The sequence below is a fragment of the Clostridiales bacterium genome (assembly GCA_018333995.1).
Lineage (GTDB): Bacteria > Actinomycetota > Coriobacteriia > Anaerosomatales > SLCP01 > JAGXSG01.
This window is the reverse complement of the sequence record JAGXSG010000028.1, coordinates 145,617-168,044: the sequence shown is the minus strand read 5'-3', so window position 1 is coordinate 168,044 and position 22,428 is coordinate 145,617. Positions and strand designations below refer to the sequence as shown.

Annotated in this window: 20 protein-coding genes, 1 tRNA gene and 2 pseudogenes; 9 read left to right on the top strand and 14 right to left on the bottom strand. The window is 60.0% G+C overall.

Going from position 1 to position 22,428, the window contains the following annotated elements:
* The 5 genes from KGZ40_08185 to KGZ40_08165 form a co-directional block, all read right to left on the bottom strand.
* Positions 1 to 782 (bottom strand): AAA family ATPase (locus KGZ40_08185; GenBank protein MBS3957487.1); only part of this gene is annotated, 782 nt, incomplete at its 3' end.
* Positions 782 to 3,760, bottom strand: coding sequence for a DEAD/DEAH box helicase family protein (locus tag KGZ40_08180; GenBank protein ID MBS3957486.1), 2,979 nt, complete (start codon positions 3,758 to 3,760; stop codon positions 782 to 784). The genes KGZ40_08185 and KGZ40_08180, both read right to left, overlap by 1 nt.
* 2 nt (positions 3,761 to 3,762) lie before the next feature.
* Positions 3,763 to 5,697 (bottom strand): site-specific DNA-methyltransferase, encoded by a 1,935-nt coding sequence (locus tag KGZ40_08175; GenBank protein MBS3957485.1) that lies wholly within the window; start codon positions 5,695 to 5,697, stop codon positions 3,763 to 3,765.
* Between the two features lie 55 nt (positions 5,698 to 5,752).
* Positions 5,753 to 8,653 (bottom strand): DEAD/DEAH box helicase family protein, encoded by a 2,901-nt coding sequence (locus KGZ40_08170; GenBank protein MBS3957484.1) that lies wholly within the window; start codon positions 8,651 to 8,653, stop codon positions 5,753 to 5,755.
* Between the two features lie 339 nt (positions 8,654 to 8,992).
* On the bottom strand, positions 8,993 to 9,787 hold the full coding sequence (locus KGZ40_08165; GenBank protein MBS3957483.1) for a hypothetical protein: 795 nt from the start codon (positions 9,785 to 9,787) through the stop codon (positions 8,993 to 8,995).
* 588 nt (positions 9,788 to 10,375) lie between these two features.
* Here KGZ40_08165 and KGZ40_08160 point away from each other — a divergent pair.
* From KGZ40_08160 to KGZ40_08125, 8 genes and pseudogenes are all read left to right on the top strand, one after another.
* A complete protein-coding gene (locus tag KGZ40_08160; GenBank protein ID MBS3957482.1) occupies positions 10,376 to 10,681 on the top strand; it encodes a hypothetical protein in 306 nt (101 codons plus the stop codon).
* A complete protein-coding gene (locus KGZ40_08155) occupies positions 10,675 to 10,968 on the top strand; it encodes a hypothetical protein (protein ID MBS3957481.1) in 294 nt (97 codons plus the stop codon). Before KGZ40_08160 ends, KGZ40_08155 begins: the two co-directional genes overlap by 7 nt.
* A gap of 191 nt (positions 10,969 to 11,159) precedes the next feature.
* Positions 11,160 to 11,723, top strand: a complete 564-nt coding sequence (locus KGZ40_08150; GenBank protein ID MBS3957480.1) for a cytosine methyltransferase — start codon at positions 11,160 to 11,162, stop codon at positions 11,721 to 11,723.
* Between the two features lie 9 nt (positions 11,724 to 11,732).
* Positions 11,733 to 11,930, top strand: coding sequence for a hypothetical protein (locus KGZ40_08145; protein MBS3957479.1), 198 nt, complete (start codon positions 11,733 to 11,735; stop codon positions 11,928 to 11,930).
* Between the two features lie 73 nt (positions 11,931 to 12,003).
* The gene (locus KGZ40_08140) at positions 12,004 to 12,204 is read left to right on the top strand and encodes a hypothetical protein (GenBank protein ID MBS3957478.1); all 201 of its coding nucleotides are present in this window, start codon (positions 12,004 to 12,006) and stop codon (positions 12,202 to 12,204) included.
* Positions 12,205 to 12,373: 169 nt separating this feature from the next.
* Complete coding sequence (locus KGZ40_08135) at positions 12,374 to 14,350, top strand: type IV secretory system conjugative DNA transfer family protein (protein MBS3957477.1); 1,977 nt, start codon at positions 12,374 to 12,376, stop codon at positions 14,348 to 14,350.
* A 139-nt stretch (positions 14,351 to 14,489) separates the two neighbouring features.
* Complete coding sequence (locus KGZ40_08130; GenBank protein ID MBS3957476.1) at positions 14,490 to 15,332, top strand: replication-relaxation family protein; 843 nt, start codon at positions 14,490 to 14,492, stop codon at positions 15,330 to 15,332.
* Positions 15,322 to 15,975: pseudogene (locus KGZ40_08125) on the top strand (recombinase family protein). Before KGZ40_08130 ends, KGZ40_08125 begins: the two are co-directional and overlap by 11 nt.
* Before the next feature lie 99 nt (positions 15,976 to 16,074).
* Here KGZ40_08125 and KGZ40_08120 read toward each other — a convergent pair.
* Positions 16,075 to 16,368 (bottom strand): hypothetical protein, encoded by a 294-nt coding sequence (locus tag KGZ40_08120; GenBank protein ID MBS3957475.1) that lies wholly within the window; start codon positions 16,366 to 16,368, stop codon positions 16,075 to 16,077.
* Between KGZ40_08120 and KGZ40_08115 the strand changes: the two are divergent.
* Positions 16,342 to 16,542, top strand: a pseudogene (locus tag KGZ40_08115) (zinc ribbon domain-containing protein). The gene KGZ40_08120 and the pseudogene KGZ40_08115 overlap by 27 nt on opposite strands.
* Before the next feature lie 114 nt (positions 16,543 to 16,656).
* Here the strand turns inward: KGZ40_08115 and KGZ40_08110 are convergent.
* The 8 genes from KGZ40_08110 to KGZ40_08075 form a co-directional block, all read right to left on the bottom strand.
* Positions 16,657 to 16,950 (bottom strand): hypothetical protein, encoded by a 294-nt coding sequence (locus KGZ40_08110; protein MBS3957474.1) that lies wholly within the window; start codon positions 16,948 to 16,950, stop codon positions 16,657 to 16,659.
* 205 nt (positions 16,951 to 17,155) lie between these two features.
* Positions 17,156 to 17,231 (bottom strand) — tRNA-Ala (locus KGZ40_08105).
* 118 nt (positions 17,232 to 17,349) lie between these two features.
* Positions 17,350 to 18,306, bottom strand: a complete 957-nt coding sequence (locus KGZ40_08100) for a DMT family transporter (GenBank protein MBS3957473.1) — start codon at positions 18,304 to 18,306, stop codon at positions 17,350 to 17,352.
* Positions 18,307 to 18,756 (bottom strand): ribosome silencing factor, encoded by a 450-nt coding sequence (rsfS, locus tag KGZ40_08095; protein MBS3957472.1) that lies wholly within the window; start codon positions 18,754 to 18,756, stop codon positions 18,307 to 18,309. It lies immediately after the preceding gene.
* Between the two features lie 16 nt (positions 18,757 to 18,772).
* Complete coding sequence (locus tag KGZ40_08090) at positions 18,773 to 19,906, bottom strand: LytR C-terminal domain-containing protein (GenBank protein MBS3957471.1); 1,134 nt, start codon at positions 19,904 to 19,906, stop codon at positions 18,773 to 18,775.
* Positions 19,906 to 20,484, bottom strand: coding sequence for a bis(5'-nucleosyl)-tetraphosphatase (symmetrical) YqeK (gene yqeK / locus KGZ40_08085; GenBank protein MBS3957470.1), 579 nt, complete (start codon positions 20,482 to 20,484; stop codon positions 19,906 to 19,908). The genes KGZ40_08090 and yqeK overlap by 1 nt, the downstream gene beginning before the upstream one ends.
* A 14-nt stretch (positions 20,485 to 20,498) precedes the next feature.
* Complete coding sequence (gene nadD, locus KGZ40_08080) at positions 20,499 to 21,107, bottom strand: nicotinate-nucleotide adenylyltransferase (protein ID MBS3957469.1); 609 nt, start codon at positions 21,105 to 21,107, stop codon at positions 20,499 to 20,501.
* Between the two features lie 5 nt (positions 21,108 to 21,112).
* The gene (locus KGZ40_08075) at positions 21,113 to 22,366 is read right to left on the bottom strand and encodes a glutamate-5-semialdehyde dehydrogenase (GenBank protein MBS3957468.1); all 1,254 of its coding nucleotides are present in this window, start codon (positions 22,364 to 22,366) and stop codon (positions 21,113 to 21,115) included.
* Positions 22,367 to 22,428: the final 62 nt, after the last annotated feature.

The window sequence follows — 22,428 nt, the reverse complement described above, 5'->3', positions numbered from 1 at the left end:
CCCGCACCAAAACGCGCCTGATCTATCTCCCCGCCGTGCGTCTCGTCGATGAACTGCGGCTTAATGAGTGTCTTCAGGATCTCCTCCGGCTGAATGTTCTGAACTGCAAGCGAAAAAGACGCTTCCCAATTAGCAATCTCGTCGGTTACTTCCTTCTCAAGAGACTTAAGCGACTGCCCGTCAGCACAGGTCTGCGTCCTAATCGAGCCTTCAAAGGCGCCGAACGCCTTGGTAAGCTCTAGGTATGCGGGGCTGTCGGCGACCACCTTGTTGAGAACCTCCGCTACGAGTTCTCGTAGCGCAGAAGGGCCGGTGAGCTTTGTGTTGTCATCGACCTTGCTGACAGCGGGAATGTAGACGATGTGTCCGACCTTGCCAGACCCCACATTCTTCGCACCGTAGAACAAGTTGTCGGACAACTTGTCGTCTTCGTAGGCGTAGTACCCCGCGCGAACCTTGCCATCTGCTCCGCTCGAGGGGCTGACGTAGTTCCGGACGCGGAAGGTGCCTTCTGCACTCCTGTAATCATCCTTCAGTTGCGCGAGCTCATCCGCAGTCGGCTGAAACTCGATCTCAACCCATGCTTCTGAATCGCTCGCCTCTACCTTCGGGGCATCACGTCCCTCATCCCACTTCAGGTCCCCATAGAACAGCCGGATGGCATCTATGATGTTGCTCTTGCCTGCATTGTTGGCTCCCGCGATTAGCGAGAGTGGCTCAAGGCGAATCGTCGCGTCGTGGACGCTCCGGAAGTTGTGAATCTGGACCTCTACTGCGCGCATTACAAGCTCCAATTGCCAGGGACGCTGACAGCGTAGCCCGGGACGGTATCAGTGCCGATGCCCAGCTGCTTGAAGTGCTCAGTCGCGGCTTTGATCTTGGCGTTCTCAGTCGGGCGACGCTTGGACTCATCCAGCGTGCTCTTGGTCTCGCGGATCATGTAGATGCGATCCACGCCATCCTCATCCTGCTTGATGATTGCCCAGTCTGGGTTGTACGGCCCGACGGGCGTGTCGATCTTGAACTTGTCGGGCAGCTTCATGAAGAACTTGACGTCTTCACGTGAGTCCAGCTTCTCCGCGAACTGGCGCTCAGGGGCGTCCGCACCGTCTGAGTCGATCTGGATGTAGTCGAAGTCGGTCTTGCCGGTGTTCTCGACCTTGTAGACGCGATCGAGAAAGAGGTCACGTGCCTCAGCACCATCGGCCTGCAGTTCACGCAACTCGTAGACGTAGCCGCCGATCTTCTCGTACTGAATGCCTTCCTGAACGGCAGCGGCCACCACGTTCTGGAGGTTTCGCTTCACCATTGCAATGAAGTCATTGGGATTGCCGATAAACTCGCTCAGCTTGCCAGAGCGCGTCAACACGTCAATCAAGGTCCGACGCGTAAGGGATGTAGCTTCCTGCAGCTCGCTGAGGATGTCGGGAAGTTGATAGGCGCCAGTCAGCTCAGCAGAACGAGTTGCAGTCTCGGAGGTCTTGGTGCCGCCCCGCACCAGCTTTACGCCTGCACGGGTGACCTGAACTCGAAGCGGCAAGATGGGCTGCTCAGCCTTGATTCTGTTGACTGCGTTGTCGATGACTTCCTCACGATTAAGGGCCACTCGATAGGTGGTCTTCTGCGAAATCGTGCGCCAAAAGTCCTCGAACCACGGCGTTGAGTAGATCTCCTTGTTGAGCTTGCGAGCGACACGCTCGCGCCGAGTCTTGACTATGCGCTCGATGCGACAGTTGAGCATCACATCGATTATGTCGTCTTGGGGCCAGAAGAACTCCGGCACCGGGCCAAGTGTGAACCCGAGTGTCTCGGGACGGAAGTTGGCGGTGACTCTGCCTTCCTTGTCAATGAAGCTGCGTTCGACCAGTTCGTCCCAGATCAGTTTGGAGCCCTGGAAGCCGAGCCGTTTCTCGTCGCCGGTAACTTCGTCGATTGTCGGGATCTTCGCGAACTCACCAGGGCGCACCAGGCCGATACTGACGCCGGAGTCCCGATACTCCTTCTGTAAGCTATCGGCGAATTCTCGATAGGACTCATTCGCAACGACGGTGAGTTGAGCGATGCCCTTGTCTGGTACCCGCTCTCCTGCCTGGCTGACCGGCAGCCGCAGTCCGCGTCCGATCGTTTGGCGACGCTCCGTCGCTTCGCCCATCTCACGTAGAGCACAGATCTGAAAGACGTTCGGATTGTCCCAGCCTTCACGCAGCGCCGAGTGGCTGAAGATGAATCGCACCGGCTCGTTCTCGTCGAGGAGTCGTGCTTTGTCACGCATTATCAAATCGTAGGCGTCATCATCAGCCTTCGATGTGCCGGTTGTGTCCTTAAAGGTATCGTGCTGACCCTTCCTCCCCCTAATGGCCGAGAAGTAGGCGCGCCGGTAATCGACTGGATCAAGAGGCAGTGATTGCGACCATTGCTGACTCCTGGAGCGCTCCTCGATGAACAGCTCGTCGAACCAAGTGACGAACTGCCCGTCAGCAGTGTCGTTGTTGTAGCCCTCTCCAAGGAAACTTGCGACCTTGTCGACAAAGAACAAGCTCAGCACCTTGATCCCGTGAGGTCGTAGCATCGTCTCCTTACGCAGATGCTCACGGATGGTCTCACGGATCATCTCGCGGTAAATGGAATCGTTGGAGCCGCCGATGGTCTCACCTGCCTGAAGCCACCCGTGCGGGAACAGCTCGACTGACTCGGGTTCGATACTCAACTCGTTGACCAACCAACCCTCATAGGCAGAGTTGTCAGTGACCAGAGCGAGGTCTTGGCCGTTTTTGACGTACACCGTCTTCCGCTGGATTGTGCCGTCCGATGCTTTGCGCACCGCCAGTTCCATACATGCTAGAAAGCCTTTGTCATTACGAACTGACTGGAGCTTCACATACGGTGCTGCATCGGCGCCCTGCTGCAGCGCCTCCGCCACCACAATCTGCTTGACCAAGCCGAGATCGTGGGCGTCAACCGGGTCGAGGCGATAGACGACGTTGCGCGTCTTGCGATGGGTTGCCGAGTAGCGCAGGGTGCAAAGCGGATTCAGCTCACCCACTGCAGACTGGCTAAGCAACGACTCCATGTTCTGTGGCTCGTCCATAATGACCACTGGATGTGTGGCCTTCAGATAGTCAATTGGGCGCAGCCCGTTAAGCTTGTCACGAGTCTGGTGGATGACGCGGGTGTTCTTGTCGCCCCGCAACGAGTCGATGGTCATGACCATGATCTGCACGCTCGTGGAAGTGGCGAACGACTGCACTTCTTCCGGCGTGCTGCCGCTGTAGACGAACGAGTCGAACGGCGTGGCGTAGAGATCTTGGAAGTGCTTAGTCATTAGCTTGATACTGGTGGTCACGCCCTCACGGATGGCCACGCTCGGCACGAGGATGATGAACTTGGTGAAGCTGTAGTTCTTGGCCAGCTCGAAGATGGTACGCAGATACACATACGTCTTGCCGGTGCCGGTCTCCATCTCGATGTCAAAGTCCAGCGAACCCCCAGCCAGCTCGCTCACTACCTCGAGGCCGTTTCGATCCTGCACGGTCTGCAGGTTCTGCAGTATTGTCGCGTCGTCGAGCAGCAGGTTGTTCCCAACCGCGCCAACTTCGCTAACCATGTCAAAGGCGATCATCTGATCGCCAGCGTCGGGAACCGCGCCCTGGAGCTTCGTCGACAACGATGCGGCGTCGGCCAGCTGACCCTCAAACAGATCGACCACGGCAGCGATTGCGTCCTGCTGGAACTCCTGGTGAGCATCAAACTTGAATTCCATCGTCAGGCCGTCCAGAGTTCCACGCTATGTGACCTGCATTCTTGGACCAAGTTGGTCTTTAGCTCATCGTCGCCTTGGAATGCGTCTTCGAGGATAACGAGGCGTGCTGGCTTCTCCGCCAGCACAGAGCGCAGTTGATTCAGCGTCGGCTTGGTGCGCTCGTCCAGGTATGCGAGCAGAAGTCCCCCACCAACGGTCTTCAGCTTCAAGCCTGAGACTTCGATCTCGTCAATCTGCTCGGAGAGAGAGTACCCCTGCTTCAGTAGAATCTCGGTCAACAAGGCATCCGGTGTTGCATCGTCAGCAGCGTTGTCGCGCAAATCGAGCAAGTGCTGCTCGAGCGTACTTGCGTCCGCATCGCTTGCCACGCGCCACTTCGAGAAGTTGGTGTCACTGAGGGTGAACGTGCGAAATCCGACATCAACAGTCTGGCCCTGGAGCGACCCGTGAACTTCCTCACCAGCACGCCTGATCCGCTCAATCGTCAGTGCGGAAATCGTGTCATACCCCGCGTTGCGAGCATCGGACTCTTCGGGTGTTGGTTCAGGCAGCTGAACCAACACGAAACTGCGGCTGCCACCATCGGCTGCGTTCTGCTTCAAGACCGCTTGTGCCGTCGTGCCGGAGCCAGCAAAGAAGTCGAGGATGATCGAGTCCTTGCGAGCCCCGATGGCCAACACATCACGGATGAAATCAACGGGCTTCGGGTTGTCGAAGTAGTTCTGTCCATCGAAGAGCGCCTTTACTGCACGCGCTCCGCCTGCCGTATCATACTTCGGGTCAATCCAGACTGTCTTAGGCCGGACCGTCCTCGCCTCGCCATCAACGACATCACGCATCTTCACATAGACATTCCACTTGCCGTTGACTTCTCTAGCTACAAGCTCGGTATCCTTGTTCTTCTGAAAGGTGTCCCTGCTCCAACGCCACCGACCTTCCACTCCTGCTGAGTCAACCGGGAAGATTTCAATTGCGCCAGTACTTGGCTCGAGGCTGAATTCCGAAGAACTCGGACAGTAGTAGATCGGGTAGTACATGTTCGGGCGGTCAATCCTTCGTGAGTTCTTACCGGTCTTGCGAAGCCCGACCTCTTTGTAGTTGCTAATCTCATCTGAATGCTTGAACTCGGCTTGATAGTCCTCCGCTGTTGCGAATCCATAGATGGTCGCACCCTCGTTGTTTCGTGCACAGGCGACCAAGAATTCATTCGCCGTAGCGAAGTACTGGTCATCAGAGCGACCCTTGAGGTTGTTGACCACGGAGACTGAGCCGAGCAAGTTGCTCTCACCGAAAACCTCTGCACACAGACGCAGCAGTGCAGCGTGCTCGTGCTGGTCAATCGAGATGAACAGGACACCGTCCTCGGTCAACAGGTTCCGCGCAAGCTTGAGGCGCGGATACATCATGTTGAGCCAGTTTGAGTGGTAGCGACCCTCGGTCTCGCTGTTGGTGCTGACCTTCTTACCCTCCTCATTGACCTGCCGAGTCCATTCGAGGTAGGTGTCCAACCCCTCCTTGAAGTTGTCAGGGTAAACGAAGTCGTTGCCCGTGTTGTAGGGCGGATCGATGTAGATCAGCTTGACCTTGCCGTGATAGTGCTTCTGCAGAATCTTGAGCACCTCGAGGTTATCGCCCTCGATGAACAGATTCTTGGTGGTGTCCCAGTCCTTCGAGTTCTCGAAGTCGGGCTTCAAGGTTGCTGTAGTCGGCTCCTGCGCGGCACGCAAAGCTCGCTTCTTTCCGGGCCAGAACATGCCGAAGCGCTCGCGGTCGTCACCCGCATCGTCCCCCAAGAGCTCCTTGAGCTTTTCGACGTCGACTTTGCCATCGGCAATGGCCTCAGGAATCAACTCCGAGAGTTGTGCCGCGAGCTCCGTTTGGAAGCTTGGTGTTGTGCTTGGTGTTTCGTAGATGTCCTGTGAATCGTCGTTGCTCATTGAATGTTTCCTCTATTCATATTACCAATAATTGTATATTCGACCAGTGCGCTCATCAGGAGACCACCTTCCATCGGATGGCAAATAGGTGCTCGACCTCCTGAGTTCCCTTGAGCGCTTGCTCAATCAACTCGAGATAGTGGTCCGCTTCTTCACGCATCTTCTTGCGAGCCAGGCGTGCCTCTTCGTCTTCTTCCTCCGCACGCTCTGACCAGCGGCGTGCATCCTTCTTGAACTTTAGCTGTTCCATTGGATCATCGGTGGCCCTGGCGGCTCTGCGGGCCTCCTTCTCCTTGGCCTTGTACTCGCGAATCTTGCCCTCGGACTCAGCTCGTCGGTCCTGTTGATTGCGGTAGAGGAGCTCCTCTTGCTGGTCGTAATAGCGGGAGTTGCGGCCCTGGACTTCCTTCTCCAAGTGCGAGCGACGCTCTGACAGATGACTATCAAACCTCGAGTCATCGACAGTGACTTCCGGCCCCTCATCTACACAAGCCAAGTCCAGCAAATCGGCGACGTATTCATGATCGAGCCACTGGCCATCGTCGGTCAGGCCCCCAGCAAGCATGTAGGACTCACTAATGTCATCGTTCTTCGCCTTCATAGAGAAGGTGACAAGCTTGACCGTTAGCTCACCAGACTTGCCCTGAAGCTCCTTCACGGCAGTACTAATACGCGAGGACTCGCCGAGGCTGAAAGTGAGTTCCCTGCTTGGGGTTTCGGCCTCCTTGGATGACTCCACGACATAGCGAGCAAGGTCACTGTCGAAACGGTACTGGTGGGCGTTGTCGAGCGGCTCTGACTTGAAGTAGTAGCGGCCGGTCTTCGCATTCTTGACTGGGGCTCTATTCAGAACGAAGCGGCGACCATCGCCCTCAAATGTCGCGAAAGGTTCGAGCTGCAACTTGGTCACTGATAGCAGCAGGCGCTCGAACTTGTTGAGAACCTCGCCGGACTGCGAGTCATATGCTTTCAGGCGGTCTTGCACGTTCGGGTCAAGGTTGTCGAACACCTTGGCTTTGGCGGCAGCCATTTCAGCCGTGATCTCGGTGGCGTACTGCTCCTCCAGTGCCCTGAACGCTTTGTCGATATCAGCGTCACTTCGAGAAGTACTGAGGATGCTGTTGATCGTCTTCTCGAAATCGAAACCGTCCTCGATAGCACCAAGCACTTCATCGCTGGCACCAAAGACGGACTCAAACAGGTGGAACTTGGTCGCCAGCAGTTCGAGGATGCGTGCCTCGGCTACATTGCCCTTGTTTGAGAAGTTGACCACGACCACGTCGAACTTCTGTCCGTAGCGGTGAGCACGTCCAATGCGCTGTTCGACCCGTTGCGGGTTCCACGGCAGGTCGTAGTTCACGACCATGGAGCAGAACTGCAGGTTGATACCTTCGGCTGCGGCCTCGGTGGCGATCATGACGGTGCCGTGGTCGCGGAAGTAGTCCACGAGAGCCTTGCGGCGATCGGCAGCCGGAATGCCGGTTATGACGTCGCCATCCTTGTTGGCTTCAAGCCAGTCCCTGTAGATCTGGTTGCTCTCGGATGAGTTGTTGGAGCCGTTGAACAGGACCAATCCCTTGGCCCGACCGGCCTCACCGAGCGAACGGGCAATGTACTCCTGGGTCTTGGTTGAATCCGTGAAGATGATCGCCTTCTCGGGTGCGCCAAGTTCACGCAGACGTTCGAAGCCTTTGTCGAGAGCTTCGTTGAGCTTCACGGCCTTCTGATTCACCGTGATGGCGCGAGCCATATCGGCGTAGCTGCGAAGCTCGGCGACCTCGGCACGCATGGCTTCGAGTGTTTCATCATCGAGACGCGCACCGGAGCCGGGGCCGAACTGGGTCCGCTCGGAGGCGGGTTCGCCACCATCTTCGAGCTCCTCAAGCACCTCATCCGGGAGGTCGTCGTCAATGAGGTCGGCCGCAATCAGGCCACCACGACTGTCGCGACGGACGCCCGCGTCTAGCTCCGCTTGGAGCCTGTCAGCGATCTTCCCCAACGTACTGGAAACGGCGTAGGTCGATGAGCCGAGGCGCTTTCGGATAATCAACGTTGTCAAGTGCCTCTGGGAGTTGCCGAAGGCAAACAGATCCTCGCGCTGCAGATAGTCGTTGACCCTGTCGTAGAGTCGGATCTCCTCGGGACTCGGCATGAACTCCACGGTGAGCGGCAGGCGCTTGGTGAAGTGGATGTACTTGTCGGCGTCCCGTCGCAACGTGCGCTTGCTGATGGCTGCCACGCGATCAACTAGATCGTCATTGTCTCCAATGCCTTTGGCCTTGACGTACCGCTCACGAAAGGCATCGAGTGAATAGAAGTAGTCGGGATCGAAAACGCTGACAAGGCCATAGAGTTCCTCTAGGCGGTTCTGCAGCGGCGTCGCGGTCAGCAGCAGTGTCTTGTGAGCTTCACGAACGATGTGGCTGATTGCCTCCGGAGCCTTGTTGCGTCCGGTGTAGAAGTTGCGCAGACGATGGGCCTCATCGCACACCACCAGGTCCCACTGGCGCAGCAGGCTAGCCTCATGACGTAATGCAAACTCATACGAGCAGATCAGCACTTCGGCACCGCGTTGCGCGGTGCGCGCGAGCTGTTGGTCCTTGAGCTTTGGGTCGAGTAGTTGACTCGGAATCAGGAACTTCTCGTAGAGCTCTTGCTGCCACTGTTGACGAAGGCTTGAGGGCGAAATGATGAGGATACGTCGCTTGCGTTCAGCCCAATACTGCGTGATGACGATGCCCGCCTCAATTGTCTTTCCGAGGCCCACCTCATCGGCAAGAACCACTCCGGCCAGGTACGGTGTCTGCAACGCAAACAGTGCCGCATCTATTTGATGTGGCTTCGGTTCAACTTGTGCGTCAAAGAGAAGGCCAGCAAGCTTGCCGACATGATCGTTCGCGTAGGAGCGCTGGAGCTCGTGGGCGTAGTACTTCGCCTGATAGGCAGTGATGCTCATCGACACCCCACGCTGTCGATTGGTCCCTGATTGCCACTCAGCGCATCAGCGGCTATCCAATGCCGCTGAACCGTTCTCTTGCTGTGCTGCGTCTTGCCCGTGCGTGCCATACTTCGTGCTCCATCTTCTTATTCCGGGATGAGATCCCCGGCGATCCGCAGCGCTCCCCCATCATGATACGTCCGGCCGCTGACACGAACACGCAGAATCCCCCCTACACCTGCGTGAACTTGGGACGGACAGCGCGTCAGAAGATGGCGCTGAAACCTACACTAAGAATAACACATGCATATATCGCTCACAAAACTGCATATTGTACTGAGGACTGTGTTCCAGCACCTACGAACTGAACCACTCCCTGAATGGCACACCCCAGTCAACTGACTCGTCAGCCGTCTGCAAGTACCGTGGAGGCCGCGCGTCCAAGGCTGCCCGAGGAATCGCCTCTAATGCTCTGCCGTCGCTGTTTTTCGCTGAGACCCCAGATTCACTCAAAGCGATGTCCACCGTGTTCTCCACCAAGTAGAGGAATTCTCGTTCAGCTTCCTTGGCTTCCATAGTCAGAGACCCGAACCTGCTCTGCAGCACCGCGCAGGCAAGCCTCGCAGCTTCGATTGCCGCACCACGGTGCCGGGCCGTTGGCCGCTCCCAAGGCATCGTCGCGCCGATCGGAGAAACTGGCCATTCAACTGAAGCCAGCATGGCGCTCCAACGCCCACGTAGTGCTCCGTGTTCACCCTCAATCAGCTCCAAGGCAAAGGTGTGAGGATCGTCATCCTTGGCAGACGACAGTGCTTGCAGGAGGACCTCCAGCTCCTCGGTAAGAAACGGTCGGTCCAGCCGCGTCCACACCCACCACTCGAGCGGCAGATTCTCGCGAAGGAAGTCCCGACTGGCCTTATCCCTAAGCACCTCGTTGAAGTACAAGTGCACGTACGTGAACATCCACAGCGCCAAGTCCCCATTCATGCTCGGCTGCTCTGAAACGAACCGCGCAGTGTCCCGGTACCGATTGCTCGCCGGAATTTCAAGTGAACAGCGCGCGCAGAAGTCGGCCGCTTCCAACCTCAGCGTGACCTCCTGCAGATAGCGATACAGCTGTTCAATCGCGCCACTGGTGCGTTCAGCTACCAAGTCACCGCCTGCACCAGAGCGGGCAGAGCCTGCCGACACCCCAAGCGTTGGCAGGCTGTCTTGGGCATCGCGATGTATCTCCCAGGCCAGCGTCTGTAGGATGCCTGGTTGAATACCTGTGCGTACGTGCTCGGCGCTGACGCCCAGATGCCTTCCCGACTCCCTGCGCCTGTCTCCGATGGGTTGGCGTCGACTCCCTTGGGCGGCACCGAAGAGAACGGCGACAACCTCCTTTAGCCGGTCATCCGGATACCGACTGAGATGCCATCGGAGTAGCTCATCCAGAGCGTTAACCCGGCCAAGGCGATCACACGGATCGGTGGTTCGGATGAGTACGTTTGGCAGAGACAGCAGCGTCTCGTCATCGAACTCGGGTACGACAGGCAGGCCTCTCCGGACGATAGGACCCAAGGCCTTCGCAATATGCTCAACGCTCGGGAGCGAATCGCTGCGCGTAGGATCCGGTCCTTCGTTTGAGATACGGAATTCCTCCGCTTCGCCCAATATCTCTCCTACGCGCTTCTGCGGTCAGATACAGCCAGACGCAACCGAAGCGTCTGGACCTCCTTCTTCGAGAAAGGATGCGAGATGTCTGACCAAACTGGCTTGGCTCTTCAGGGTAACGGACAAGCGATTCAAATGCTCGATCACATGTCGCGCTCGACACAGCGCCACACTCGGCGTGAGGTTGAACTGATGGCCAAGCGCACCATCATCGCCTGCCAGCGCGAGGAAGGACGGGCGCAGATCGCCCAAGCCGCCATGATGGGCGCGGCCACGGTAGGCATGGCCCACGAGACCCTGATCGAGATGGCGCCCATGGCCGAGGACAACCTGAGGGCGCTCAGCATGGCCTACGGCATCGGTGCCTCCAAGGCAATCATGGCGTGGTGACGGCAATGCATCCCATCTGGTGGTTCCTCATCGTCATCGTGGGCCTGATCTTCCTCTGCGATCTAGCACGTCAGGCGAATGAAGGCCTGCGCGAATCAAGGGCGCTGGAGCAGGCGGCAATGCGACGACGGCTTGGCAAGTTCGAGGCCGAGCAGCGTGTGCGCCAGCAAGCCGCCGTCATGCAGCGCACACGAGAGATCAACGCCATGGCCCACGAGACTTGCCAGGCAATGCTGCGGGCCGCACTCGAGGCGCAGCGCAAGGAGCTCGACAGCTACATCGAGTAGGAACGTTGTCTATTCCACTACAACGGCTGACGTTTCCACTAATCGTGCGTATACCGCTTATGCCAACCTGTCCCATCGCTCCGACTAGTCGGTACCTCTGACCTGTGCTTTTGCCACGAATGGGTGTGCACTAGATGCGAACGGCGGGCCGGTTTCAGTTCGCCCGCCGCGTAAACGAAAGGAGGTTTCCTATGACCAAGAAGACATACGGAGCCGCGATCATCGACCCGCCATGGATGCGTGGACAGACCGGCTCACTCGGCGCTGAGCGCCACTACAACCTTATGACCCTTGACGCGATCAAGGCTATGCCGATCGCCGACCTGATGAACCCCGAGGGCAGCCACATCTGGCTCTGGACCACGAATGCCACGTTGAGGGACGGCTACGACGTGCTCGAAGGCTGGGGCTACACGGTTCGCAGTCCCCTGCACTGGTGTAAGCCGCGCTTCACCCTGGGCAATTACCTGCGCAACAGTAGCGAGACGGTCCTACTCGGCACACGCGGCAAGTCCAAGGATGTTGCAGTCCGCTTCCGTGGTCAGCCGACGTGGATGTTCGCACCGCTGCAGGACCACAGCCACAAGCCAGAAGAACTCTACGACATCGTGGAGCGCGTCTCGCCCGGTCCCTACCTCGAGATCTTCGCCCGCCGTCGCCGCCATGGCTGGGACGCTTGGGGCAACGAGATCGACTCCGACCTCGACATTCCCGGCTACCCGGTCCCAAGCCGTGCACTACCGGAGGGTGTGTGATGGAGGCCGGTGAGCAAGATGTCGAACGAATCGAGCGACTCGATGCTGAAGAGACTCTGGTCCGCTTCGTTGAGTCTCCTTGGAGTGACCCTCGTGTTGTGGCTCAGCGTTCAGATCCTGCTGAAGATCTGGGTGGTCCTAGCGATCGCGGCCGTCGTCATCTTGGCCGTCTGGCTACTCGCAAGGTGGTGGTACTTCCGCAGCTGATGCGAACGATCGGCGGTACGTCGTTGAGAAGTGCCGGAGTGACCGTTGGTGATTTGGAAGGAGGTGCAGCGTCATGAGCAACCATAGACGCAGAGGCCGCCCGATGCGATCGAACCGCGTCTGGATTGAACCAGAGATGAACGAGGATCTCGACGCTCGTAAGCTGTCGCGCGCCTTCCTCGCCTTGGCGCTGCACCAAGCGGCGGAAGAGGCTCAGGCCCAGGCCGATCACGTCGAGTCACATACCAAGGAGGCCGACGATGCTGGCGCGTAGGAAAGCCCTCGTCTGGCGGGGTGTCACATGGCCCCGTCCGTTCGAGCCGGAGGCCGCCCTGGAACTACTCACCCGACTAGCCTCCGATCACACGGTAGGGCATGTCGTCTTCGAGGTTCGTGGTAACTCGCGCAAGGTCCACTACCTCGTGGGATGTGCACCCGACAAGGTGCACGCCGTCGCGAACCTGCTGCCGACTCATGTCGAAGGCGCGCGTTTCTGCCAAGACGTGCCGCGTCACACCCCGAGTATCGCGGCTAAGGTGCGCATGACGCACCCATCGCTGGCGCTGTCGACCGATCGCGTGCTGGCGGCAGTGAGATCGGTGCTGGCTGGCTTTGCTGCAGCCAAGAAGGATCACGAGGAACTCGTACTCCAGGTTGTCTTAGGGCCGCGCATTCAACCGCATATGCTCTCCGACCGAACAGCCGACCCGCGCAGCACATGGTGGGGCCTGCTTCTGTTCGGAGAACGCCCCGTGTCACCTGAAATCAAGTCCAGCATGAAGGTCCGTGCACACTCGCATGCCTTCAAGACCACCATCCGTCTCGGGGTTCGGGCAGAGACCGCAGGCAGGGCTCGTCAGTTGCTGACCAGCCTATACGCCAGCCTCAAGGTGGCCGAGGCCGCAGGGGTGAGGCTACACATCAGTCCTGAGGCCCCACGAGCAGTGCAGGCGGCTAGTGGCCCGTGGCGGTGGCCACTGACCCTCTCCGCGCCAGAGCTCGTCTCACTAATGGGCTGGCCACTCGGGGAAGGCACGCTGCCGGGCATTGGTGGTGTGCATCCGAAGTCGATGCCGCCGCCGCTGAAACTGAAGGACTCGGACAGAACGTTTGCTGTTTCCAGCGCTGCCGGAGAGACAGTGAAGCTCGGCATCTCGGCTCACGACTCCTTGCAGCACACCGTGCTACTCGGGCCGACCGGCTCGGGTAAGAGCAATGCCATGCTCAGCCTGATCATGGCTGACATCCAAGCCGGACGCGGCGTGCTGGTCATTGATCCGAAGAGCGATCTCACGACGGAGATTCTCGCCCGCGTTCCGGAGTCCCGTCAACGCGATGTCGTCGTCATCGATCCGGCCGACAAATGCCCGGTCGGGCTCAACCCACTTGTGAGCAAGCGACAGAACCCTTCGCTCGTAGCTGACGGCATCCTCGCCGTCCTGAAAGAACTCTATGCCGACTCATGGGGTCCGCGCACTCAAGACATCCTGACCGGAGCACTGCTGACGCTGGCCCAGACGCCGAACTCCACTCTGGTCTGGTTGCCATCATTACTGACCGATGCTCGCTTCCGCCGAAGCCTGACCACGCACCTATCTGACCCGGTTGGCCTCGAGCCATTCTGGAATGCGTTCGAGGCGATGAGCCCAGCGCAACGCGATCAAGCGATCGCGCCGGTCCTGAACAAGCTCCGCCAGTTCCTGCTTCGCCCCGCCCTAAGAGCAGTGCTTGGACAGACCGAACCGAAGTTCGACATGAGCGACCTATTCTCGAAGCGCAAGATCGTGCTGGTGTCGCTCAACAAGGGTCTGATCGGCTCAGAGGGTGCGCGCTTGCTCGGTTCACTCGTCGTGGCGCAGCTCTGGCCCCTCATACTGTCGCGCGCCACCCTCTCTCCAGAGCGCCGCTACATCGTCAGCGTGTTCATCGATGAGGTCCAGGACTACCTGACGCTACCGACCGATCTGGCTGATGCGCTGTCGCAGGCACGTGGACTTGGCGTCGGCTTCACATTGGCACACCAGTATCGCAATCAGCTGCCAGCGAGTCTGCGGGCTGGAGTCGACGCCAATGCGCGTAACAAGATCGTCTTTGGACTCAATGCCGGTGACGCCCACGACATGGCGGCGATGGCTCCGGAGCTTGAGGTCCGGGACTTCATGTTGCTGCCGCGCTTCGGCGTCTACGCCCATCTCATGCATGGTGGTCATTCCACCGGCTGGATCTCAGGCAAGACTCTCGCGGCCAGTCGGCCAATCAGCAACCCGGAGCATCTGCGTGCTGCCAGCGCTGAGGCCTACGGCAGTCCAGCCGCAGAGGTTGAAGCAGCTGTCATCGAGGCAATCGGACTCGGTCATGAATCTAAGCCTGCTAACGAGGCGACTGAGGCGGTCGGTCGTCGCTTGAGGAGGTCGTCATGAGCTGTCCTGTCGGGCGACCAGTCGTGTCGAAGACGATGGCCGATAGTCGCGGCTCACGGGCGTCCATGGGGCCGGCAAGGGATAAGACTGTCCCCCACTACTGGTGGCGTCCTTCTTCCTACCGCCGGGAGGCCGAGCGATGAGCCGCCCACGAGTGAGTCGCGGGCGGCTCCAGGCAATACGGAGCCAGCTGTCTGAGCGAGACATGGGTGTGATCGAGGAAGTAGCGAAGAACCGGTTCCTGACGTCGCATCAAGTCCGCAGACATCACTTTGCCGACCATGCCACCGACACAGCCGCCATCCGCGCCACGAATCGGTCACTGGCAAGACTGGCGGACCTTGGACTCGTCCTTCACTTAGATAGGCGGGTCGGCGGCGTGCGAGCTGGGTCCGGCTCCCACGTCTGGACCCTCACTGAGGCCGGTGCCCGTTTGCTCCGGACTGCTCATGAGACGGATGGGTTTCCAGCGCGGTACAGAGCGCATGAGCCGACGACCAGCTTTCTCGAGCACACTTTGGCCGTCGCTGAGGTCTGCCTGAGGCTGTCAGAGGCCGACAGAGGCGGCAACTTCTCTATAGTCGAGTTGCTGCGCGAACCGGACTGCTGGAGGGCATACAGCGGCAGACACGGCGGCGTGGTCCACTTGAAGCCGGATCTCTCGCTAGTGACGATGTGCGGTCAGTACGAAGATCACTGGTTTCTTGAGATTGACCGCAGTACCGAACCGCCTTCTCGGGTCGTTCGAGCTTGCCTCAGATACGAGGCTTACCGCGAGACCGGCGCCGAGCGGAAGCGCATCGGGGTGTTCCCTGCGGTCGTGTGGATCACCCCGGATGCCAAGCGCACCAACACTCTGCGGAGTCACATTACCAGGACGCCCGGCCTCAGCAGAGACCTCTACGCGGTCGTTCAGATCGATGATCTGCCCTCACTGATCAAGGCCGGAATCGGCCCACAGGAGACTGGCCATGGAGCGTAGCGATTTCGACAACACCGCAGGTCAGAATATGTACGGGGGTGACGGCGAGAATGCCCTTGCTGACGTGGGCAATCAGAGGTACACATGGAAGGAAGTAAGCGAGGTACCTAACGCAATGAACCCACTAGCAGCAACGATGTCAGCACCATTCGCGGACGCATTCGCCCAGAGTCTCGTCCCGAAAGCCGCCGTTTCCTACTTGCGCGTATCGACGCGCGATCAGGCCCACCGAGGCGGCGAAGCTGAGGGCTTCTCCATTCCGGCCCAGCGCGAGGCCAACAAACGTAAGGCCGCGTCGCTCGGGGCTATAGTAGTCAAGGAGTTTGTCGATCGTGGGGCATCCGCGAAATCAGTCAACCGACCCGAGCTGCAGAACATGCTCGAGTATGTCGCCGAGAACGAAGTCGACTACGTCATCGTCCACAAGGTCGACCGACTGGCACGCAACCGTGAGGACGACGTCGAGATAAACAAGGCCCTCAGCAAAGCGGGCGTTCGGCTGGTCTCGACAACCGAGAGCATCGACGAGACGCCATCCGGCATGTTGCTGCACGGCATCATGTCGTCCATCGCCGAGTTCTACTCACGCAATCTCGCCAATGAGGTCGTCAAGGGCATGAGTCAGAAGGTCCGCAACGGTGGGACGGTAAGCAAGGTGCCACTTGGCTACCGGAACATCAGGACCGTTGACAGCGATGGACGTGAAGTACGCACTGTGGTTGTCGACGAAGAGCGAGCACCCCTAGTCAAGGAGGCATTCGCACTGTACGCGACCGGCGAATGGACCATCGCCACACTCGCGGAACACGTTGCCGATCGAGGACTGACGACCTTGGCCACACCGCGAGTCCCCTCTAGGCCAGTGGACGCCAAGAAGCTCAACAAGCTTCTGGTGAACCCCTACTACACCGGGCTGGTTACATTCCAGGGCGCACTGCACCCCGGAAAGCACGAACCACTCGTTGACGACAAGACGTGGCAGATAGTCCAAGACGTGCTCGCCAGTCATATGCACGGTGAACGAACGCGCAGACACCCGCACTTCCTCAAGGGCACAGTGTATTGCGCGGAGTGCGGTGAGCGCCTCGGCATTCAGAAGCCCACGTCGCGATCTGGTGAAGTCTATGAGTACTTCGTGTGTCTTGGGCGCCAGAGGGATCGCAGCAGCTGCACACAGAAGGCTGTGCTGATCTACGAGGTTGAGGAGCAGCTTGAGGCCTTCTATGCGCGCGTCGCGCTCAAGCCCGAGTTTCGCGCGGCCGTTGAGAACATGCTCGGCGAGGAACTGCGCGCCGCCCAGGATGATGCGGAGCTGGAACTGAAGTCACTCCATCGCGAGCGCGAGAAGCTGGAAAGGGAACGCAAGAAGCTCATGGAGGCTCACTACGCTGGTGCCATTCCGTTGGATCTTCTCGCAAGTGAGCAGGAACGGTTGAGGGCGAGGCTCACCGAGGTTCAAGCCAAGTTGGACTCCTCGGCCGTCCGCTTCGAGACGATCCAGAGCAATCTGACGACAGCACTCGATCTCGCCGAGGATTGCGGGCGCGCCTACCGCCTGGCACCCGACAGCATCAAGAAGCGCTTCAACGTCGTCTTCTTCAGGCGGGTGTTGGTGCACGCTGACAGCTCGATCGATCCCGACCTCGCGCCACCGTTCGATACACTCCTCGGTGCCGACTTGCGAACAGCGATCGAGGGTCAGTCGGCCGAGAATGCAAAGAAGCCCACTGCTGAGAGTGGGCTTCCTGCGAAACCATCACTGAACCGTCGTGCACGCCGTTCAATGGCGTCTTTCTTGGCACATGGTTCAGTTAAGACACTTTTGGTGGAGCCTAGGGGGATCGAACCCCTGACCTCATGGCTGCCAGCCATGCGCTCTCCCAGCTGAGCTAAGGCCCCGTATCACATACCGCTTGAACGGCAGGCGCTAGTATACCAGGCACCCAAGCACGGTCAACACTTCCCGCTGCCGTTCCCGCTGCCGTAACGCGGCCACAGCGCGCCCGGCCAGCGCGCCTTACAAGTCCCGCGCATCCGTATCGCTCAAGCGCGACGCGACCGGCACCGGGATACCCTCAAGACTCGGCTCGAACTCGACACCCTCGCGGGGGTGCGCGGCCGCGCCCACCACCTCGGCGAGTATCATCCCCGTGAGAATCAACCCGCTTCCCACGAGTCCACCCACCCCGATAGCCTCGCCTGCGAGCCACCCAAACATCCCGCCAAACACCGGCTCCAAAATGAGCACGAGCGCGGTCTTGGCCGGAGAGATGTAGCGTTGCGCAAGCGTTTGCACCCAAAACGCGATCGCCGAGGCCAACACGCCGGTCACTCCGAGCGCGATCCACACGCCGCTGTCAGGCGGAAGCCCCGGACTTTCTGTCGCAAGCGAAATCGCGCCGCACACCACCGCGACTGTCATCAGTTGCATGAGAGTCAACGCCCCGACGTCATGCTTTCTTCCCAGCGACCCCAGCACGATCATGTGGGCCGAGTACGCAACCGCGCAAAGCAAGACACGAGTGTCACCGTCGTTCCACCCTCCACCACCGGCACCAGAGAGGAACCACAGCCCGATGAACGCCAGCACCGCGCCAACGGCGGTAAGCAGGCGCGGAGTCCGTCGCAACAAAACCGCCTGCATGATAGGCGTGATGATGACGAACATTCCGGTGATGAACGCCGCCTTGCTCGCGGTCGTGCCCTGCAGTCCCCACGTCTGAAACACGTACCCAAGCGTGAGCATCCCCCCCGCAAGCAACCCAACCTGCACCGTTCCGCGGTCGAGGCGGGCAAACGCACGCGGAAACAGCACGCTGAACGCTACTACCGCGATAGCGAACCTAAGGCCGAGAAACCCGTAGAGCGGGTAGCGCTCGACGGCGTCCTTGACCATGACGAAGGTCGCGCCCCAGATGGCGGCCACCCCAACGAGGGCAAGCGTCACCCAGCTCGTGGCCGAACCCGCTGTCACCTAGGTGTCCGCTCCCGCCGAGTCCGCTCCCGCCGAGTCCGCTGGCAGGGCCTTCGCGACCTGTCCGGTGATGTCCTCAGGCAATTCGAGTCGCGGAGCGTCGCTCCACAGCTTCTCAAGACGGTAGAAATCACGCTCAGCGGGCTGGAAGACGTGCACTACGACATCGACAAAGTCGATGAGAATCCATTTGCCCTCGGCTTGGCCCTCCACACCTATCGCCGGAAGCCCCGCCCGCTTCATGACAGACTCGACCTCCTCGGCGATGGTGCGAACCTGCCGATCGGTGTTTCCGCTACAGATCACAAAGTAGTCCGTCACAACGAGCAAGGCCGCGACGTCGAGCGCCACGATGTCTGCTGCCTTCTTCTCTGCGGCCGCTCGCGCCGCTGTGATCGCGATCTCGGCGGCGGTAAGCTCCCGGGGCTCTGATATCTCGTTATCGCTCATTAATCCTGGTCCGTCCTTATCCCTCGGGTGATCCTGGTGGCGTGAAATCCGCACCAATGATCACGATCACGTCAGCAACCCTCTGTTCAGACGGTTGCACGAGGACCGCGCCTACGCCAATCGAATCGCGCACCGCGTTTCCCGTGCTCTCGTCGCCCTGCTCCACAATAATCTGTGTCTCCGTGTAATCGAATGTGTCCGCGTTCTTCGTGTCGATAACTCGGAATCCCGAGCGGATCAGCACCCCGGCCGCCTCACCGGCGATTCCTGGAACACCCGCACCGTTATACACGATGACGCGGATCGCTCGATCCTCGGCATCGATAGCAACCCCCCACCACGCCTCAACAAGATCTGCGATCTCCTCGCGTTGTGGCTCAAAATACGTCTGCGTTCCCACATTGAGCGGCTTTACCGGCATAGGCACAAGCGCGACGTTGGCCACCGGTATCTCAGCCACCGCGACACGCCACCTTTCGAGCGCATCGGCTTCGAGATTGCTATCGACAACTCCCGCGAACAACCCGCGTACATCTTGGCCGGTCAGCGCCGCCTGATATGCCGCCGAGTCGACCGTCAGGTACGTGGTAAACGGCACGCTGAAAAAGTTGGTGACGGCGGCAAGCGAGGTGTCAGGACCTTCGGTGAAACTGTCTCCGGCCCTGGTAAAACCTTGCCCAGGCACCTCAATGAAGGCCGCGTCCGGTATCGCAATGCCAAACACTTGCTGCTGCTCAGGCACGACCCTTAGCGCGAGGAAGCCTGTGGCTCTTCCCTCGGTCACCGCGATGACCAGGAGGTTGTCGCGCGCCTTGATACTCAACGCCTCTGGAGAGGCCTCGATAGCGGCGATCCTCTCAGCGTTCCACCGCGCAATCCCATTGATGGCAAGCGCCGAGAGCCACAGCACCAGCACGCCCAGCGCGAGAGCGCCCAGGCTCATGCCAGCGAGGTAGACGGTGTTGCGAGCGGTTCGCACGGCCGTGCGCGCCGCGCCGCTCGCCCGCTCTCTCGCCGCGTGCGCCCTCATCGCGCGCTCGGCTTGCTTGCGCGCGCGCGAGCCACGGCGAGTTGAGCGCCAGCCGCTCGGCATCTGAGGCGGCTCGGCGGCGGCAATCCGGCGCGCCTTCCGCGGATTCCGGCGCGCCATCACGCACCGCCCTCAGACACGATCGCGTTCCACACAGCGACCGTGTGCGGGTGGAGTCTCCGGCGCCCGCCCACGATGCGCGTGATGGAAAGCGCGTAAGCGCGCGCGAACAGCTCGGCGAGGGAGACCTCTCCGGCCGCGGCGCGAATCTCCGCGATTCCATCGATCCGCCGGTCCGGTTCGATCAAGTCCGCGATGTACACCACGCGGGCAAGATCGCTCATCTCGACATCTCCGAGCGTGTGTGCGGCGACGGCTTCGACAATCGCCTCTCCCAGCTCAGGAAACTCCTCGGCGAGTTGCCGCGCGCCTACCTTTGCGTGCAGCAGATACGGTACCGCTGCGTCAGTGGCCGTCACCTCAATACCGATGGCTGCTGCCGCGGCGAGCAGATCCTCAGCGCGCTCCGCGCGCGCCCAGTCGTGCAACATGCCTGCGACGAAAGCGGTATCTGAGTCGAGTCCGTATGCGCCCGCGAGAGCCGCGGCTGTCTCGGCCACCGCCAGCGAGTGGCGGTACCCCTGCTCACCGAGCCGTTCACTCAGCTTGCCGTCGAAGCGGGCCCGGATCGCATCCACGTCTGACGCGCTCCTCACCGCGTCTCCCGATAGAGCCCGTACTTTCGTATGTAGGAGCCGACAGGCTCGGGCACGAGGTAGCGGACGGGCTGACTCCCCGCGACGCGATTCCTGATCTCAGTTGACGACACCGCAAGCGCAGGCACTACCATGAACTCGATTCGAATGCGGGAGAGCTCCTCGGCGTGCAGCGCGCGCGCCGCGTCGAGGTCGTAACCAGGACGCGTGGCGGCAATGAACGTCGCGAGTTCACGGAAGCGCTCGGCCTCCTTCCACGTCACAATCTCCCACACGGCGTCAGCTCCGGTGATGAAGAAGAGTTCCGTCTCGCCGCCATGATCGTCTCTGAGCTTCTGCAACGTGTCGACGGTGTAGGAGAGCCCTGGGCGGTCGATCTCGATCCGGGACACATCGAAATTGGGGTTGGATGCGGTTGCGATCACGGTCATGAGATACCGGTGCTCCGGAGCGGTCACGGGGTTGTCTGTCTTGCGCGCCGGACGGCCGGTTGGCATGAATACGACGCCGTCCAGATTGAACTGCACAAGCGCCTCCTCGGCCGTCACAAGGTGGCCGAGGTGGATGGGGTCGAACGTACCACCCATTATGCCGAGGCGAGACATCTTTTTCACTGCCTGATCTGACCGCTTCCCATCGCCAGGTACTTTGTCGAGGTGAGCGCAGCCAGGCCCATTGGGCCACGTGCGTGAAGCTTCTGCGTCGAGATGCCGATCTCCGCACCGAGGCCAAACTCCCCGCCGTCGGTGAAGCGTGTGGACGCATTGACGTAGACGGCCGCCGCGTCCACCTCGGCAAGGAAACGGCGAGCTGCGGCGTAATCCCCCGTGACGATTGACTCTGAGTGCTGTGAACCATACTTGTTGATGTGACGCACAGCCTCATCGAGCCCGGAAACGACCTTGACCGATATCTTGAGATCGAGGTACTCGGTCGCCCAGTCCTCCTCGGTAGCCGGCTCGATTCGCATGACCGCACCGAGCGCGCGGACGTATTCATCTGCGATGATGGTGACTCCGTTGGCCTCCAGCTCTTTCAAGATGGGCGGCAAGACGCGCTCGTAGATGCTCTCGTCGATGAGCAGGCTCTCGGCCGCGTTGCACACGCCGGGCCGCTGGCACTTGGCGTTGACAACAATCGAACGCGCCATATCGGGATCGGCGGCCTCATGGATGTAGATGTGGCAGTTGCCCACACCAGTCTCGATGACAGGGACTTTCGCGTTTTGCACCACGCTCCTGATAAGCCCGGCCCCGCCGCGCGGGATCAAGACGTCAATGTAGCCGTGAAGCCCCATGAGTTCCTCGGCAGCTTCACGCTCGGGCGACTCCACACTTTGGATGCATCCTTCCGGCATGCCAGCCCCACTAGCGGCGTTGGCAAGAACGGAGGTGAGCGCCGTGTTGGAGTTGGCGGCGAGCGAACCGCCCCGCAAGATCACGGCGTTGCCCGTCTTAAGACACAAGCCGGCGGCGTCGGCGGTGACGTTTGGCCGCGCCTCGTAGATCATCGCGACCACGCCGATGGGAACTCTCACCTTGGTGAGCGTAATGCCGTTGGGAAGCGTATGCCCCTCAATCACCTCTCCGATGGGGTCCGGCAGAAGCGACAGCGCTTTGAGCGCCTCCGAGATCGACTTGAGCCGCCCCGGATCGAGCAGGAGACGATCGATCAGCGAGGGAGCGACGTTCTTCGCGCGAGCCGCCTCCACATCACGCGCGTTGGCGGCAAGAACCTCATCGGCGTTGTGCATGAGGCCGCCAGCCATGGCGAGCAGGGCACGGTTGCGCTGTTCCGTGGAGGTGGTAGCGAGACGCACGGCTGCCTGCCGCGCGCGTATCGCCAGGTTCATCACTTCCGACATCGGTCCATCCCTTCTCGGCGGATAAATCCGCCTCGCCCATCCCACGACCGGAATACGTCTAC

What these genes read in the sequence shown, in the direction of transcription:
- KGZ40_08180 (MBS3957486.1), bottom strand. Translation starts at nt 3,760, where the DNA reads ATGGAATTCAAGTTTGATGCTCACCAGGAGTTCCAGCAGGACGCAATC.
- KGZ40_08175 (MBS3957485.1), bottom strand. Translation starts at nt 5,697, where the DNA reads ATGAGCAACGACGATTCACAGGACATCTACGAAACACCAAGCACAACA.
- KGZ40_08170 (MBS3957484.1), bottom strand. Translation starts at nt 8,653, where the DNA reads ATGAGCATCACTGCCTATCAGGCGAAGTACTACGCCCACGAGCTCCAG.
- KGZ40_08160 (MBS3957482.1), top strand. Translation starts at nt 10,376, where the DNA reads ATGTCTGACCAAACTGGCTTGGCTCTTCAGGGTAACGGACAAGCGATT.
- KGZ40_08150 (MBS3957480.1), top strand. Translation starts at nt 11,160, where the DNA reads ATGACCAAGAAGACATACGGAGCCGCGATCATCGACCCGCCATGGATG.
- KGZ40_08140 (MBS3957478.1), top strand. Translation starts at nt 12,004, where the DNA reads ATGAGCAACCATAGACGCAGAGGCCGCCCGATGCGATCGAACCGCGTC.
- KGZ40_08130 (MBS3957476.1), top strand. Translation starts at nt 14,490, where the DNA reads ATGAGCCGCCCACGAGTGAGTCGCGGGCGGCTCCAGGCAATACGGAGC.
- rsfS (MBS3957472.1), bottom strand. Translation starts at nt 18,756, where the DNA reads ATGAGCGATAACGAGATATCAGAGCCCCGGGAGCTTACCGCCGCCGAG.
- KGZ40_08090 (MBS3957471.1), bottom strand. Translation starts at nt 19,906, where the DNA reads ATGGCGCGCCGGAATCCGCGGAAGGCGCGCCGGATTGCCGCCGCCGAG.
- nadD (MBS3957469.1), bottom strand. Translation starts at nt 21,107, where the DNA reads ATGTCTCGCCTCGGCATAATGGGTGGTACGTTCGACCCCATCCACCTC.
- KGZ40_08075 (MBS3957468.1), bottom strand. Translation starts at nt 22,366, where the DNA reads ATGTCGGAAGTGATGAACCTGGCGATACGCGCGCGGCAGGCAGCCGTG.